Source organism: Pseudomonas sp. XP1 (genome assembly GCF_053557675.1).
The window spans coordinates 1-14,273 of the sequence record NZ_JBNRIJ010000017.1 but is presented as its reverse complement, the minus strand read 5'-3'; the positions used below and the strand labels follow the sequence as shown (position 1 = coordinate 14,273).

Sequence of the window (14,273 nt, the reverse complement as noted above, 5' to 3'; positions counted from 1 at the left end):
GAGGGCAAAGGTTTAATCTTTTTACTGGCCGGCCGCGCCCAGGTGGCGCTGAACTATAGTGAAAGGCGGCGAACGCGGTATGGCTAGGGATTTCAATGTGTGCAGCCAGGAAACAGGATGAGGACGGGTTCTTCGCGGTAACCGGCGAGGGCCGCGCCGTGGCGCTGTTCCGCCTGGTACTGGCGTTCATGCTGGTGGTGATGCTGGCCTTCGTCGTGGTTGAAGGCTGGCGTATCTGGCGCGATTACCGGCACGCCTTCACCAACGCCGAGAACATGGTCACCAACCTGGCCCGGGCCACGGCACAGCATGCCGAAGACGCCATCCGCCAGGTCGATGCAATTACCGCGGCGCTGGCCGAGCGCCTGGAGGGCGACGGCTTCGAGCACATCGACCGGCCGCGTCTGCATGCCTTGCTGGTGCAGCAGAAAAGCATCATGCCGCAATTGCACGGGTTGTTCGTGTATGGCCCGGATGGCAGCTGGATCGTGACCGACCAGGCGGTAGTCCCGCCCAATGCCAACAATGGCGACCGCGACTATTTCATCTACCACCGCGACCATACAGACCGTGGCGTACACATCGGCTCGGTGGTGCGCAGCCGTTCCACTGGCGACCTGATCATCCCCATTTCACGGCGCCTGCAATATGCCGATGGCAGCTTCGCCGGGGTGTTGCTGGGCACCATCAAGGTGGAGTGGTTCGTGCGTTACTACGGCGACTTCAAGATCGACGAACGCGGCGCGCTGGTGCTGGCCAAGCGTGACGGCACCATCCTGGTACGGCGGCCGTTCGTCGAGCAGGTGGTGGGCCGCAGCCTGAGCAGCAGCGAGATCTTCCGCAACCACCTGCCGCACGCAAGCGAAGGGGTGGCCGAAGCGGTCGCCGTGGTGGACGGTACGCCACGGTTGTATGGCTATCGCGCGCTGGGCAGCTACCCACTGGTAGTGGAGGCGGGGTTGTCGCGGGAATCGATCGTCGCGCCCTGGCGGCACGATGCTATCAAGTCGGTGGCGTTGTTGCTGTTGTTGCTGGTGGGGCTGGCGGCCTTTGGTGGCGTGGTGCTGCGCCAGTTGCGCGAGCGTATCGTCATCGAGCGGGCGCTGCTCCAGGCACATCAGACCCTGAAGGCCCTGGCACTGACCGACAGCCTCACCGGCCTGGGTAACCGCCGTCGGCTGGATGCCGTGTTCGAGCCGGAGCTGCGCCGTGCACGACGCCAGGGCTATCCGCTGGCGCTGGTGATGCTCGACCTGGATTACTTCAAGGCCTACAACGACCGTTACGGGCACCCAGCGGGCGACCAGTGCCTGCGGCGCTTTGCCGAGTTGCTGCAGCAAGCACTGAAGCGGCCGGCCGACCTGGCTGTGCGCTATGGGGGCGAGGAGTTCACACTGCTGCTGCCTGATACCGATGCTCGCGGGGCGGAACTGCTGGTGCAGGAAGTACAACAGCTGTTGCGTCGGCAGCCGCTGGAGCATGCGGGCAGCCCACTGGGGCGGGTATCGTTCAGTGCGGGGATTGCCGTGGGTGACCTGGCGCGGGAGGGAGTGACGGCCGAGCGCCTGATGGCGGCAGCGGATGCGGCGCTGTACCAGGCCAAGCGCCAAGGGCGGGACAGGTATTGTGTGGCAGAAGGTTCAGTGGTCAGTGTCGATGAATGAAGGCCCTGGTGCCTGTACCGGCCCCATCACCGGCAAGCCAGCCCACAGGTAATGTGCAGCTCTTTTGCACTGCGCGGTCCCCGTGCGAGCTGGCTTGCCGGCGATGGGGCTGCAGAGCAGCCGCGGGTCTAGTTATCCAAGCCAAGGCGCATCGCACAGCGGCCCTCAAGGCCATGGGCACGCTCGCTGGCCAGAATCTGCTGCAAGCGTGCATCCAGCAGCCCCTCATCGATAACCTCGAAACCCATGCGCGCGTAGAACGGCGCATTCCATGGCACATCGGCAAAGGTGGTCAGGGTCAGCTCCCGCACCCCGGCCTGACGCGCCGCATCGATCACCTGCAGCAGCAGCTTGCGCCCGAAACCTTGCCCCTGGGCCTCCCGGTGCACCGAAATTTCATGAAGATGCAGCGCATGATCCTCGATCCGGGCACAGGCAAATCCCATAATGCGCCCATCCGGCTCTTCGGCCACCCAGCTACCGCCAGCTTCGACAAATGCCTGATGGGCGCCGCAGTCCATCACATCTCCTTGCGCCAGCCATGCCAGCGCCGGCCGGGCGGCAAAGGCCTGGGCAGCCGAGCGTTCGACGCCCGGTAGCCATGGAATGTCGTGCTCGAGGGTAGGGCGAATGCGCATGAAGAAGTCCTTTCCAGTTGTACGTCCTGGCCTGCCGTCAGCACCTGTGGCTGCAATTGCCAGCGCACCGAGCTTACACCTTTCGTCATCCGGTCACGCCTGCATGGAAAAAAACGCGGGCAATCGGTACCCTTGCGCCTTCCCTTGCCATCCCCCGGACCGTTCCATGCTGTTCAATCTCGCCGTACTGTTCGGCACTCTGGTGGCCATGGAGGGCGTTGGCACGCTGGCTCACAAGTACATCATGCATGGCTGGGGCTGGTGGCTGCACCGCTCGCACCATGAGCCGCAACTGGGCATGCTCGAAACCAATGACCTGTACCTTGTGGCCCTGGGGCTGATCGCCACGCTGCTGGTGGCCATGGGCAAGAGTGGCCTTGCACCCTTGCAGTGGGTGGGTGGCGGGGTGGCGGGGTACGGCGTGCTGTATGTCGTGGCCCACGACGGGTTGTTTCACCGGCACTGGCCACGCAAGCCACGGCCGGTCAACCGCTACCTCAAGCGTTTGCATCGCGCGCACCGGTTGCATCATGCGGTGAAGGGGCGTACGGGGAGTGTGTCGTTCGGGTTTTTCTATGCTCCGCCGCTGAAAGTGCTGAAGCAGCAGATGCGGCGTAAGCGCAGCCATTTGTAAAAACCTGTACCGGCCCTATCGCCGGCAAGCCGGCTCCCACAAGGACAGCGCCAGCCCTCAGCCCAGCACTGTACCTTTGGGGGCTGGCTTGCCGGCGATAGGGCCACAAGCGGTACCTTCAATTTACGGTTTCACCCTTGGGCTGCGTCGCCACATGCCCGCGGCTTACCCACCAGCCGAACGCCGCTGCGGTAAAGAACATGATCAGGCTGTACAGCGCCGCCGGCACCGCCATGGTGGCGTTGTTCAGCAGCGAAGGGCTCAATGCCAGGGCAATCGCCAAGGTGCCGTTGTGGATGCCGATCTCCATGCCGATGGCAATCGCCTGGCGCTTGGGGATGTTCAACAGGCGCGGCACCCAGTAGCCCACGCCCAGGCTCAGCAGGTTGAACAGCAGCGCCGCCAGGCCCACTACCGGCGCATACGCAACCACGGTCTGCCAATCCTTGGCCAGCGCCAGGACGATGGTGAACGCCAGGAACAATGCGGCCACCAGCTTCATCGGCTTCTCCATGCGCGCGGCAAAAGCGGGTGCGAAGCGGCGAACCAGCATGCCCAGCGCCACCGGCAGCAGAACGATGGCGAACACCTGCATCACCTTGGCAAACTGCAGCGGTATGGCCTGGTCCGATGCCATGAACCAGCTCAACGACAGGTTCACCAGCAGTGGCATGGTCAGGATCGCGATCAGCGAGTTGACCGCCGTCAGGGTGATATTCAACGCCACATCGCCATGGGCCAGGTGGCTGAACAGGTTGGCCGTGGTGCCGCCTGGCGAGGCGGCCAGCAGCATCAGCCCCACCGCCAGGGCCGACTCCAGGCCGAAGCCGTTGGCAATCAGGAAGCACACCAGCGGCAGCAGCAGGATCTGACAAACCAGGCCTACCACCACCGGTTTGGGGTACTTCACCACGCGGGCGAAGTCGGCCAGGGTCAGTGATAACCCGAGGCCGAGCATGATGATGCCCAAGGCCAGCGGCAGAAAGGCGGTGAGCAAAGGTGAGGCGGTCATGGGCAGTCACTCGGACGAAGGATCCCGAGCAGTGTAGGTCGGCCCTGATTGATAGCTAATTGCAAAGCGCCATCACTTGGTAACCGTTTGTTTCCAAGTGCAGCGGCCGGTGAGGCTGTATGCCTCGTTGCAGTGGGCCTGCTGGCACAGTAGCATTCCTGCTTTTTACCGAGGATTAGCCTGTCATGCCGTTCCAGCAAGGTCTGCTTGCCACCCCGGTGCCGGCCCACGCCCGTCACCTGTTCTTCACCCTGCAGTCGCCCGAGGCCCTGCCTGCTGCGCTCGATGCCTTGCTGCCGCAGGTCGATGGCGAACAGTTGATCATGGGTGTCGGCGCCCCGCTGGCCAAGGCCTTGGGCCGTGAAGTACCTGGCTTGCGAGCGTTCCCTCAGCTGGATGCTGCGGTCGAAAACCCCAGCACCCAACACGCCCTGTGGCTGTGGCTGCGTGGCAACCAGCGCGGTGACCTGCTGCTGCAGGCCCAGGCCCTGGAGCAGGCATTGGCACCGGCCTTGCGCCTGGCCGACAGCGTCGACGGCTTCCTGCACCGTGGCGGCCATGACCTGACCGGCTATGAGGACGGCACCGAAAACCCGGTGGACCAGGAGGCCGTGCAGGCGGCCATTGGCGCCGATGGCTCCAGCTTTGCCGCTTTCCAGTTGTGGAAGCACGACCTGGAGTACTTCAAGTCGCTGCCCCAGGCCGACCAGGACAACATCATCGGCCGTCGCCTCAGCGACAACGAAGAGCTCGAGGACGCCCCCGAGTCCGCCCACGTCAAGCGCACTGCCCAGGAAAGTTTCGAACCAGAAGCGTTCATGGTTCGTCGTTCGGTGGCCTGGGCCGACCAACGTGGCGCTGGCCTGGCCTTCGTGGCCCTGGGCCATAGTTTCGATGCGTTCGAGGTGCAGCTGCGGCGCATGAGCGGCCTGGAGGACGGCATCATCGACGGCCTGTACCGCTTCAGCCGGCCACTGACCGGTGGGTACTACTGGTGCCCGCCCATGAGCGAGACGGGTATCGACCTGAGCCTGCTGCTGCACGTCTGATCGCTAAACATCCAGATACAGAAACACCGGACGCAGCGGGGTACAGCGGCTAGCCTTGGAAATTTCCGCTTCATGACGGGAGCTTTTCCATGTACGCACGTCGTGATGTCCTACGCGCGGGTGCCACCCTTGGCTTGCTGGCCGCCAGCCCCTGGTTGCACTCCGCTGCCCCGGAGGGTTTGCTGACCCGCAACGTGCCGACCACCGGTGAAGCGCTGCCGGTGATCGGTGCAGGAACTTCCGGCAGTTTCGAAGTGCAAGCCGGCTCGGCTCAGTACCAGCAGCTGAAACTTGTACTGAAGGCGTTCTTCGAAGGCGGTGGCCGGGTCATCGACACCTCGCCCAACTACGGCGGCGCCGACAGCATTCTTGGCCAGTTGCTGGAAGAGGGCGGCTGGCACCGGCAATGCTTCATCGCCACCAAGATAGCCGCCGACAGCCGGGCAGACGCCGAAGCGCAATGGGCCGGCAGCCTCGAGAGCCTGCGCACCGACAAGGTCGACTTGCTGCAGATCCACAACCTGCGGGACTGGCAGACCCAGCTGGCCTATGCCCGCGAATTGAAGCAGCAAGGCAAGACCCGCTATGTCGGTATCACTCATTACCTGAACAGTGGCCAGGACGAGGTCGCCCGGATCGTGCGCAGCGAACCGCTGGACTTCATCCAGATCAATTACTCGGTCAATGCCCCCGACGCGGCCCGCGAACTGCTGCCGCTGTGCCAGGACAAGGGCGTTGCCGTGCTGATCAACCGGGCATTCGACGATGGCCGCCTGTTCGCCCGGGTGAAGGACCAGGCCTTGCCCGGCTGGGCGGCAGAGGCGGGTATCGGCAGCTGGGCGCAGCTGTTTCTGAAGTTCGCCATCAGCCACCCGGCGGTGACCACGGTCATCCCAGCGACCAGCCGGCCCGAGCGCCAACTTGACCAGCTCAGGGCCGGGCACGGGCCGTTGCTGACCCAGGCGCAGCAACAGGCGCTGATCAAGCAGTTTGCCTGACCCCATGGCAGCCTGGCGGCGGCGCCTGGATCAGGGGTTGAACATCCAGCCCGGCGAATGGCCGGCGGTTACCGCCGGTTTGCTGTTGTTCTACCTGTTGTTCACTGGCTATTTCATGCTGCGCCCGGTGCGCGAAACCATGGGCGTTGCCGGTGGCGTGGACAACCTGCAATGGCTGTTCACCGGCACCTTCATTGCCACCCTGGTGTGCCTGCCGTTGTTTGGCTGGCTGGCCTCCAAGGTGCCGCGCCGACGCATCCTGCCCTGGACCTACGGCATTTTCGCCAGCAACCTCCTGCTGTTCGCCGTGCTGTTTGCCCGCAATTCCGATGCTTCGTGGACGGCTCGGGCCTTCTATATCTGGTTGTCGGTGTTCAACCTGCTGAGCATCTCGTTGGCCTGGAGCGTGCTCGCCGACCTTTTCTCAACCGCGCAAGGCAAGCGCCTGTTCGGCCTGCTGGCGGCCGGGGCCAGCCTGGGTGGGCTCAGTGGCCCCATCATGGGTACGCTGCTGGTGGCGCCGCTGGGCCATGCCGGGTTGCTGGTGCTGGCCGCCGCGTTTCTGCTGGGCAGCATCGGCGCTACGTTGTACCTGCAACGCTGGCGAACGCGGCACCCACTGCCTGCGCAAGCCGAGCGGGCAGATTCACGGCCACTGGGCGGCAACCCGTTTGCCGGTGCCACTGCCGTACTGCGCTCGCCCTACCTGCTGGGCATTGCCCTGTTCGTGGTGTTGCTCGCCAGCGTCAGCACCTTCCTGTATTTCGAACAGGCGCGCATCGTCAGCGAAACCTTCACCGACCGTACCCGGCAAACCCAGGTGTTCGGCCTGATCGACACCGTAGTACAGGCCTTGGCCATCCTTACCCAGGTGTTTCTCACCGGTCGCCTGGCCCGCCGAATGGGGGTGGGCGTGCTGCTGGTGGCGGTGCCGCTGGTGATGGCCGCGGGTTTCATGTGGCTGGCACTGGCCCCGGTGTTCGCCGTGTTCGTGGTGGTGATGGTGGTGCGCCGGGCCGGTGAATACGCGCTGGTGCGGCCGGGGCGGGAGATGCTGTTCACCGTGCTGCCCGCCGAGGACAAGTACAAGGCCAAGAACTTCATCGACACGGTCGTCTACCGCGGCGGTGATGCATTGAGTGGCTGGCTCAAACGAGTGCTGGACGTAATGGGCGAGCACCCGCAACTGGCGATGCTGATCGGTACGCTGATTGCCTTGGGCTGGGCGATGACCGGAGCCTGGCTGGGAAGGCGACAGGCACGCCTGGATAGCACATCGCACGACTGACAGGCGCGCAAAATATGCTGATGCCGCTTATTTAATGCCGCTGGTCCGAACGCTTCGCATTAAACCGAATCCGCCGAAATGACCGAACTCCCAACAGGTGTACGGCAGGTAATGCCGTGCATTCCGAAGTCATACGAGGTTTAAGACCATGGCCAACAAAGAGAACAGCCGCACCGGCAACCAGCAAGGCAGCCAGGGTGGCAACAAGAACCCGGGCAACTTTGCCAATGACCGCGAAAAAGCCTCCGAAGCTGGGCGCAAGGGCGGCCAGCAATCCGGAGGTGGCCGTACCAGCGAATCGGGCCGCAAGGGCGGCCGTTCGTAAGTGAGGCTGCGCAGTGCCCGGGTGATCGGGCACTGCGATTCTGCACAAGAGGAGAACCCCATGCGATTGATCCCTCTGATGGCGCTGGTGGGCACACTTGGCGTGCTGGGTGGCTGTTTCGACCGGGACAACGACCACCCGGCAAAGGATGCCGACCAGAGCAAACCTTCGCTGCAGATGCAGCAACCCGGCGACAAACCTGCTCCCCAACCTGCGCCGGACCCTGAGCCGATGCCCGGCCAGAAACCCAGCCAATAAAACGCGGACAAGGACTACGGCATGACGGTAATGACCCGCAAGACCGGCGCGGTGATACCGGCTTCGGCAAATGGGCCAAGCCTGAAGGAGCGTTACCACAAGTTGCTCATGGGCCACGACGCCACGAGCGCAGCGTGGCTGAGCGAACAACTGGCACGCGCGCAGCGTTTGCCGGATGACCTGCCTGCCGATCCTGCTCAGCTGGAGGCGTGGAGCGCTTGCCATGCAAGCCGGGTGGCCGAAGCCTATGCCAGTTACCTCGAGCAACGACGCCAAGGCGCACCGCGGCGCTATTTTGCCAACCGCGCCCAGGCTTTGTGGTTCCTGCAACAGGTGGCGCCCACCAAGGCAGTGGACGGGGCATGGCTGCACAGTACCTTGCGACATTGGGGCGATCCGCGTTATCACGGCCTGATTCGCACCTATCTGGAAGAATTGGGCGGCGGTGATCCGCGCTGTAACCATGTGCTGATCTACCAACGGCTGTTGAGCCGGCTGGGTTGCCTGGGTTTGCCTGAGCTGGACGACCAGCGTTACCTGCAAGGGGCCTTGCAGTTGGCATTGGGGCGCCACGGGGATGATTTTCTTCCCGAGGTGATCGGCTACAACCTGGGCTATGAACAACCACCGTTGCATCTGCTGATTACCACCTACGAACTGGCGGAAATGGGCATCGATGGCCATTATTTCCAGCTTCACGTGACCATCGACAACGCTGCCAGCGGGCATGCGCATCTGTCCATCCAGGCGCTGCGCCAACTCTGCCCGGCCAACGACGCTGGCCAGTTCTACCAGCGTGTGCGCAGCGGGTACCGCTTGAACGACCTGGGGCTTGATACCCCCAGCCTGATCAGCAGCTTCGATCTTGAATCCGAGTTGCTGTCGGCACTGGAGCACAAGCGCAATTTTGGCCAGTTCATGCATTCCGACCATTGCCGCTTGCAAAAGCGCACCATCAACCAATGGCTGGCCGAGCCCGGCGCCATGCCCGCGTTTGTGCAGGCCCTGCAGGCACAGGGCTGGATCCGCCGCGGTGAAGCTCCTGCCAACAGCCGCTGGTGGGCGCTCATCGACGGTCCCTCGGCACCGATGTATGGGGTGTTCACTGCCTATGAAAAACAACTATGGCACGACTGGATCGCGGCAGGCTGGCAAGCCCGGGGGCGCCGCGTGCTGCCTGGCAGTTGGGAGGTGCAAGTGCATTCGGATGACGCGCTTGCAGCTTCTGCCCCGGACGCCGATATCGAGAGCTTGATCGACACGATGTCCGGTAACCGCCATGCAACACCGGAAGGCTTGCTGGCCACTCGGCGCTACCTGCGTGCTACCGGCCTTGTACAGGAGGTGACCCGCTGATGCTTCTCGATCCGCAACAGATTCAGGCTGACCAGGCAATGCTGCGATTGGGCAGGCGCCTGCGCGCCGACGGCTACCACTTCACCTGCGTCACCCCGGCAACCCATGCTCGCGTGAATGCGCGCCCGGATGCCAGGCAGGCCCGGACAGTGCGCGATGTGTTCGGCTGGAACCGTCCGTTCTGTTCATCATTGGTTTCTGCCGATGAGCTGGATCAGATGCGGCAGGCCCAGGTTCTCGAGGAGCACGGTGATTTGTTGATCAGCAGCGTGCGCTGGTCCACGCTCGACGACCTGCTGCTGGTGCACTCTGCGTACCCCACTCAACAATCCGACGCGGTGTTTTTCGGCCCCGACAGTTACCGTTTCGCCCAAGTCATCCAGGATCACCTGCAACGTACCCCAAAGCGCGTCGAGCATGCGGTGGACATCGGTTGCGGCACGGGTGTCGGCGCCTTGCTGATTGCCAGGGCGGTTCCCCATGCCCAGGTCAGCGCCGTGGATATCAACCCGCTCGCGCTGCGTTACACTGCGATCAACGCGGCATTGGCGGGCCTGAGCAATGTCTCCGTGGAACCTAGTGACCTGCTCGGCGGCATTACCGGCCTGTTCGACCTTATCGTTGCCAACCCGCCATACATGCTCGATGCCAGCGAACGTACCTATCGGCATGGTGGCGGTTCGCTCGGTGCGCAGCTTTCGCTGCGGATCGTCGAACAAGCCTGCGAGCGGCTCGGCCCAGGGGGCTCGCTACTGTTGTATACCGGAGTGGCGATAGTCGACGGCCGAGACGCCTTGCTCGAAGCCATCCGCCTGCGCCTGGCAGGCCCGGAATGGTCCTGGGTGTATCGGGAAATCGACCCGGACGTGTTCGGCGAGCAACTGAGCGAACCCGGTTACCAGCAGGTCGAGCGCATCGCCGCGGTGGTGCTCACAGTTACCCGCAACAGCTGAGGCAGCATGGCCCGACCCTGCACGTTCGGCATCGAGGAAGAATACCTGCTGGTGAACCTGGACACAGGGCAGGTGCCAGCCACGCCTTCGCCAGCTGTGTTCGAGCGTTGCCAGGAAGCCTTGGGCCAGCATTTTGCCCAGGAAATGTTCCGCAGCCAGATCGAGGTGGCCTCGCCGGTGTTCGCCAACCTGTTCGAGGCACGCGAGTTCTTCCAGCACAGCCGCCAGCGGCTCAGCACCGCGCTGGCCGAAGAGGGCATGGGCCTGTACGGTGCGGCAAGCCACCCCAACGGCGCCTGGCTGCGGCAGAAACCTGCCACCCCGGCGCATTACCAGCAACTGTTCGCTGACTACCGGCAGGTGGCGCGGCGCAGCCTGCTCAACGGCCTGCATGTACACGTGGGCGTACCGCCAGGTTGCGACCGCATGCAAGTGATCAACCGTGTATTGGGCTGGTTGCCCTTGTTGCTGGTGCTGAGTACGTCATCCCCGCTGTGGGAAGGCCAGTGCACCGGCTACATGAGCTATCGTCGGGTTATTTGCGGGGAGTGGCCGCACATGGGCTTGCCCGAGCCTTTGCCGGACTGGGCCGCCTACGAGCGCTACCGCGCCTTGCTGCAACGCACAGGGTCGCTGGCCGCAGATGGCGACTTCTGGTGGGCGATTCGGCCTTCGCGGCGCTTCCCGACGGTCGAACTGCGCATCTGCGATGGCTGCCCGCGGCTTGAGGATGCGCTGTGCATCGCCGCGCTGTTTCGCCACTTGGTCGAGCACAGCATCGTGTACCGGCATGACCCGGCAGCCTGCAACCGCGAGCTGCGCTGGATCACCCAGGAAAACTACTGGCGCGCCATGCGCCATGGGCGCCGGGGCGAGTTCGTTGGCCTGCATGAGCAACAGCCCGTCACGGCCGAAGGGTGGTTGGCCCAGTTGCTGGAGCAGGTACCGATCGACACCGTAGACGCCGAACGCGCCTTCCAGCATGCACAACGCCTGCTGCGCGACGGCACCCATGCCGACCAGCAACTGCGATGCCTGGCCGAGGCCAGTGCTGCCGGCTTGGGCAAGGCGCAGGCGTTAAGGGCCGTGGTGGCCGCCGGGGCTTGCAATTAGCCAGGGTTGGCCGAAAATGGCCGCGCCTTTCGCAGCCACCCGGAACCACCAGCGCCATGATGCTGATCAAGCAATTCCCCGACATTTCCCTGGACGACACGTTGTTTGTCTTCGCCCTCGAAGCCGAGGCCGGCGATGTATTCGCTGACGTCAACACCGTGTTCACCGGTATCGGCAAGGTCAATGCCGCCATCGCCCTGACCAAGGCCATTGCCGCGCGCCGGCCCAGGCTGATCGTCAACCTCGGCTCGGCCGGCAGTCAGCGCCATGGCAAGGGCGAAGTGGTGTGCTGCACCCGCTTCGTGCAGCGCGACATGGACGTGACCCCGCTGGGCTTCGCTCGCTACCAGACGCCTCTGTCGGACATCCCGGTGGTGTTGGAGCATGGGGCGCAGATCCCCGGCCTGGCCCTGGAGACCTGCGGCAGTGGCGACAGCTTCGAGATCAACCATGGCGATGCACCTTATGACGTGGTCGACATGGAAGCCTACGTGCTGGCCCTGATCGCACGCGGCGAAGGCATCCCGTTCGTGTGCCTGAAGTACATTTCCGATGACGCCGGCAGTGACGCGGCGCAGGACTGGGCGGTGCAGGTGCACCTGGCGGCCGAGGCTTTCAGGCGGGTGCTGTTCAGCCAGGCGTGATTGCTGGCAGGCGCTGACACTTGCCTTGGCCTTATATTCGGTCCTTTGAACTCAGGGGAAGCGGAGGCAGTGGTCACGGAGGTGATGGCGGTTGGTGGCTATGGTGGCCCTGGGGCCGGCGATGGTGACCCTGGTGGCATGGCCGGCAGAGGCCCAGGCGATGCGCATGACAACGACAACGATGCGGCAGTTGCGGTACGGAACTAGTCGCTTTGAGTGACGCGTTGACCGCTGGTCGGTGTATGGGCCAGTTGGAAAAAACCATCGATGGCGGTTTACCTCGAAATCTGTAGAGCGGCCTTCGCGGGCTGGCCCACCTCCACAGGACTACCACCAGCTTCAATACCTGTGGGGGCGGGCCAGCCCGCGATTGGGCCAATACCGGTTTCACCAGAGGAGTGCCCCATGCCCAGCAAACCCCACGACCAGTTCAGCATGCAGAACCCGCTGACCCAGTACCCGCACCCGCCGTTCCCGGCCCAAGGCCAGCCAGCACCGGGGCTGGACGCCAACATGCACCCCGAGCCAGACCATGGCGAAACCACCTACAAGGGCTTTGGCCGGCTGGCAGGGCGCAAGGCGCTGATCACCGGTGCCGATTCGGGCATCGGCCGGGCCGTGGCCATCGCCTTCGCCCGAGAGGGCGCCGACATTGCCCTCAATTACCTGCCTATCGAACAACCCGACGCCCGCGAAGTCATCAAGCTGATCGAAGCAGAAGGCCGCAAGGTGGTGGCTATTGCCGGTGACCTTAAGGATGAGCAGTTCTGCAAGGAGCTGGTCGATCAGGCCCACGAGCAGCTCGGTGGCCTGGACATCCTGGTCAACGTCGCCGGCAAGCAGGAAGCGCGCAAGGACATCAGCCAGGTCAGCCACGAGCAGTTCGACCACACCTTGAAAACCAACGTCTACGCGCTGTTCTGGCTGTGCCAGGCGGCCGTGCCGCTGATGCCGGCGGGGGCGACCATCATCAACACCGCCTCGATCCAGTCCTATCAGCCTTCAGCCACCTTGCTCGACTATGCCACCACCAAGGCCGCGATCGTCGCCTTCACCAAGGCCTTGGCCAAGCAGGTGATCGAGCGCGGTATCCGGGTCAATGCCGTGGCCCCTGGTCCCATCTGGACCGTGCTGCAGCCCAGCGGCGGTCAACCACCAGAGAAAATCCCCGACTTCGGCGCGCATACACCGATGAAGCGACCGGGGCAGCCCGCCGAATGTGCGCCGGTTTATGTGTTGCTGGCCAGCCAGGAATCCAGCTACATCACCGGCGAGGTTTTTGGCGTGACGGGTGGCAACCCGCTGCCGTAGGGCGGGGCGGCTAAACCTTCGCCGCCCGTTGCAGTCGATTCAGGTATTGGCAGGCAACCCTGGGAGCAGCTTCATGGCTAGGGCAATCTGGAAAGGCGCCATCAGTTTCGGCCTCGTGCACATCCCCGTGGCCCTCAATACCGCGGTGCGCACCGAGCGGGTCGATTTTGACTGGCTCGACAAGCGCAGCATGGAGCCGGTCGGCTACAAGCGGGTGAACAAGGTCACCGGCAAGGAAATCGACAAGGACAACATCGTCAAGGGCGTCGAGTTCGAGAAGGGCCGCTACGTGGTGATCAGCGAGGAGGAAATCCGCAAGGCCCGCCCCGAGGCGACCCAGACGATCGATATCTTTTCCTTCGTCGAAGCTGGCGAGATCCCGCTGCAGCACTTCGACACGCCGTACTACCTAACCCCCGACCGACGTGGCGGCAAGGTATACGCCTTGCTGCGCGAAACCCTGGCGAAAACCAGCAAGGTGGCGCTGGCCACGGTGGTGCTGCACACCCGTCAGCACCTGGCGTTGTTGCGGCCACTGGACGACGCGTTGGTGATGATCACCCTGCGCTGGCCGGAGGAGGTGCGCGGGCTGGAAACATTGGAACTGGACAGCAGCGTCACCGAGGCCAAGGTGGACAAGCGCGAACTGGACATGGCCAAGCGCCTGGTGGAAGACATGAGCGGCCCTTGGAAGCCGGCGGACTACCACGATGCCTTCCGCCAGACCATCATGGACCTGGTGGAAGAGAAGGCCAGCAAAGGCAAGATCGAGACCGTGGAGAAGGGCGAGGCGACGGAAGCGGGGAAAAGCGCCGACATCCTCGACCTCACCGAACTGCTCAAGCGCAGCCTCGGTGGCAAGAAGCCGGCGAAGAAGACACGCAAGGCGTCGTGAAAGGAATCGTTACCGCAAGCCAGCTCGCATGGAACTGTACATAACGCGGCCCCCTGTGGGAGATTCTATGGTTGTGGGCAATGCTTTTTGCCCCCTTTGCTCATGTATTCGCCTTGAGTCTTCATCAAGGCGAAT

At 63.7% G+C, this 14,273-nt stretch carries 14 protein-coding genes and 1 pseudogene; 13 read left to right on the top strand and 2 right to left on the bottom strand.

What is annotated here, in order from left to right; all coding sequences use genetic code 11:
- The first annotated feature begins 95 nt into the window (after window positions 1-95).
- Window positions 96-1,664 (top strand): sensor domain-containing diguanylate cyclase, encoded by a 1,569-nt coding sequence (locus tag ACK1U9_RS15970; protein ID WP_449110002.1) that lies wholly within the window; start codon window positions 96-98, stop codon window positions 1,662-1,664.
- A 128-nt stretch (window positions 1,665-1,792) separates the two neighbouring features.
- On the opposite strand, the gene ACK1U9_RS15965 is transcribed toward ACK1U9_RS15970, so the two are convergent.
- A complete protein-coding gene (locus ACK1U9_RS15965; protein WP_108480848.1) occupies window positions 1,793-2,302 on the bottom strand; it encodes a GNAT family N-acetyltransferase in 510 nt (169 codons plus the stop codon).
- 166 nt (window positions 2,303-2,468) lie between these two features.
- Here ACK1U9_RS15965 and ACK1U9_RS15960 point away from each other — a divergent pair, with 166 nt between their 5' ends.
- A complete protein-coding gene (locus tag ACK1U9_RS15960) occupies window positions 2,469-2,936 on the top strand; it encodes a sterol desaturase family protein (protein ID WP_046614187.1) in 468 nt (155 codons plus the stop codon).
- 118 nt (window positions 2,937-3,054) lie between these two features.
- On the opposite strand, the gene ACK1U9_RS15955 is transcribed toward ACK1U9_RS15960, so the two are convergent.
- Window positions 3,055-3,948, bottom strand: a complete 894-nt coding sequence (locus tag ACK1U9_RS15955) for a bile acid:sodium symporter family protein (protein WP_046614186.1) — start codon at window positions 3,946-3,948, stop codon at window positions 3,055-3,057.
- A 185-nt stretch (window positions 3,949-4,133) separates the two neighbouring features.
- Between ACK1U9_RS15955 and ACK1U9_RS15950 the strand changes: the two genes are divergently transcribed.
- The 11 genes and pseudogenes from ACK1U9_RS15950 to ku all read left to right on the top strand — a co-directional run bounded on the left by ACK1U9_RS15950 (window position 4,134) and on the right by ku (window position 14,138).
- Window positions 4,134-4,997 carry a Dyp-type peroxidase gene (locus ACK1U9_RS15950; protein ID WP_046614185.1) on the top strand — a complete coding sequence of 288 codons (864 nt, stop codon included), beginning with the start codon at window positions 4,134-4,136 and terminating at the stop codon, window positions 4,995-4,997.
- 89 nt (window positions 4,998-5,086) lie between these two features.
- Entirely contained in the window at window positions 5,087-5,995 is a 909-nt protein-coding gene (locus tag ACK1U9_RS15945) for an aldo/keto reductase (RefSeq protein ID WP_108480849.1), read from the top strand.
- 4 nt (window positions 5,996-5,999) lie between these two features.
- Window positions 6,000-7,283: an NTP/NDP exchange transporter gene (locus tag ACK1U9_RS15940; protein ID WP_108480850.1), complete on the top strand. Its 1,284-nt coding sequence runs from the start codon at window positions 6,000-6,002 to the stop codon at window positions 7,281-7,283.
- 205 nt (window positions 7,284-7,488) lie between these two features.
- Window positions 7,489-7,608: pseudogene (locus tag ACK1U9_RS15935) on the top strand (general stress protein); the annotation flags it as partial.
- A 60-nt stretch (window positions 7,609-7,668) separates the two neighbouring features.
- Window positions 7,669-7,866: a hypothetical protein gene (locus tag ACK1U9_RS15930; RefSeq protein WP_085598937.1), complete on the top strand. Its 198-nt coding sequence runs from the start codon at window positions 7,669-7,671 to the stop codon at window positions 7,864-7,866.
- 21 nt (window positions 7,867-7,887) lie between these two features.
- Entirely contained in the window at window positions 7,888-9,222 is a 1,335-nt protein-coding gene (locus tag ACK1U9_RS15925; RefSeq protein WP_196172811.1) for an iron-containing redox enzyme family protein, read from the top strand.
- Window positions 9,222-10,175 (top strand): methyltransferase, encoded by a 954-nt coding sequence (locus ACK1U9_RS15920; RefSeq protein ID WP_108480853.1) that lies wholly within the window; start codon window positions 9,222-9,224, stop codon window positions 10,173-10,175. Before ACK1U9_RS15925 ends, ACK1U9_RS15920 begins: the two co-directional genes overlap by 1 nt.
- A gap of 6 nt (window positions 10,176-10,181) precedes the next feature.
- Window positions 10,182-11,288, top strand: a complete 1,107-nt coding sequence (locus ACK1U9_RS15915) for a carboxylate-amine ligase (protein WP_108480854.1) — start codon at window positions 10,182-10,184, stop codon at window positions 11,286-11,288.
- Between the two features lie 56 nt (window positions 11,289-11,344).
- On the top strand, window positions 11,345-11,932 hold the full coding sequence (locus ACK1U9_RS15910; RefSeq protein WP_108480855.1) for a 5'-methylthioadenosine/S-adenosylhomocysteine nucleosidase family protein: 588 nt from the start codon (window positions 11,345-11,347) through the stop codon (window positions 11,930-11,932).
- Window positions 11,933-12,337: 405 nt separating this feature from the next.
- The gene (locus ACK1U9_RS15905) at window positions 12,338-13,243 is read left to right on the top strand and encodes an SDR family oxidoreductase (RefSeq protein WP_046614176.1); all 906 of its coding nucleotides are present in this window, start codon (window positions 12,338-12,340) and stop codon (window positions 13,241-13,243) included.
- A gap of 73 nt (window positions 13,244-13,316) precedes the next feature.
- Window positions 13,317-14,138: a non-homologous end joining protein Ku gene (gene ku / locus ACK1U9_RS15900; RefSeq protein WP_153671343.1), complete on the top strand. Its 822-nt coding sequence runs from the start codon at window positions 13,317-13,319 to the stop codon at window positions 14,136-14,138.
- Window positions 14,139-14,273: the final 135 nt, after the last annotated feature.

Bases quoted from the DNA above. Each gene is read 5' to 3' on its own strand.
- ACK1U9_RS15970 (WP_449110002.1), top strand. From the start codon at position 96: ATGTGTGCAGCCAGGAAACAGGATGAGGACGGGTTCTTCGCGGTAACC.
- ACK1U9_RS15965 (WP_108480848.1), bottom strand. From the start codon at position 2,302: ATGCGCATTCGCCCTACCCTCGAGCACGACATTCCATGGCTACCGGGC.
- ACK1U9_RS15960 (WP_046614187.1), top strand. From the start codon at position 2,469: ATGCTGTTCAATCTCGCCGTACTGTTCGGCACTCTGGTGGCCATGGAG.
- ACK1U9_RS15955 (WP_046614186.1), bottom strand. From the start codon at position 3,948: ATGACCGCCTCACCTTTGCTCACCGCCTTTCTGCCGCTGGCCTTGGGC.
- ACK1U9_RS15950 (WP_046614185.1), top strand. From the start codon at position 4,134: ATGCCGTTCCAGCAAGGTCTGCTTGCCACCCCGGTGCCGGCCCACGCC.
- ACK1U9_RS15945 (WP_108480849.1), top strand. From the start codon at position 5,087: ATGTACGCACGTCGTGATGTCCTACGCGCGGGTGCCACCCTTGGCTTG.
- ACK1U9_RS15940 (WP_108480850.1), top strand. From the start codon at position 6,000: ATGGCAGCCTGGCGGCGGCGCCTGGATCAGGGGTTGAACATCCAGCCC.
- ACK1U9_RS15930 (WP_085598937.1), top strand. From the start codon at position 7,669: ATGCGATTGATCCCTCTGATGGCGCTGGTGGGCACACTTGGCGTGCTG.
- ACK1U9_RS15925 (WP_196172811.1), top strand. From the start codon at position 7,888: ATGACGGTAATGACCCGCAAGACCGGCGCGGTGATACCGGCTTCGGCA.
- ACK1U9_RS15920 (WP_108480853.1), top strand. From the start codon at position 9,222: ATGCTTCTCGATCCGCAACAGATTCAGGCTGACCAGGCAATGCTGCGA.
- ACK1U9_RS15915 (WP_108480854.1), top strand. From the start codon at position 10,182: ATGGCCCGACCCTGCACGTTCGGCATCGAGGAAGAATACCTGCTGGTG.
- ACK1U9_RS15910 (WP_108480855.1), top strand. From the start codon at position 11,345: ATGATGCTGATCAAGCAATTCCCCGACATTTCCCTGGACGACACGTTG.
- ACK1U9_RS15905 (WP_046614176.1), top strand. From the start codon at position 12,338: ATGCCCAGCAAACCCCACGACCAGTTCAGCATGCAGAACCCGCTGACC.
- ku (WP_153671343.1), top strand. From the start codon at position 13,317: ATGGCTAGGGCAATCTGGAAAGGCGCCATCAGTTTCGGCCTCGTGCAC.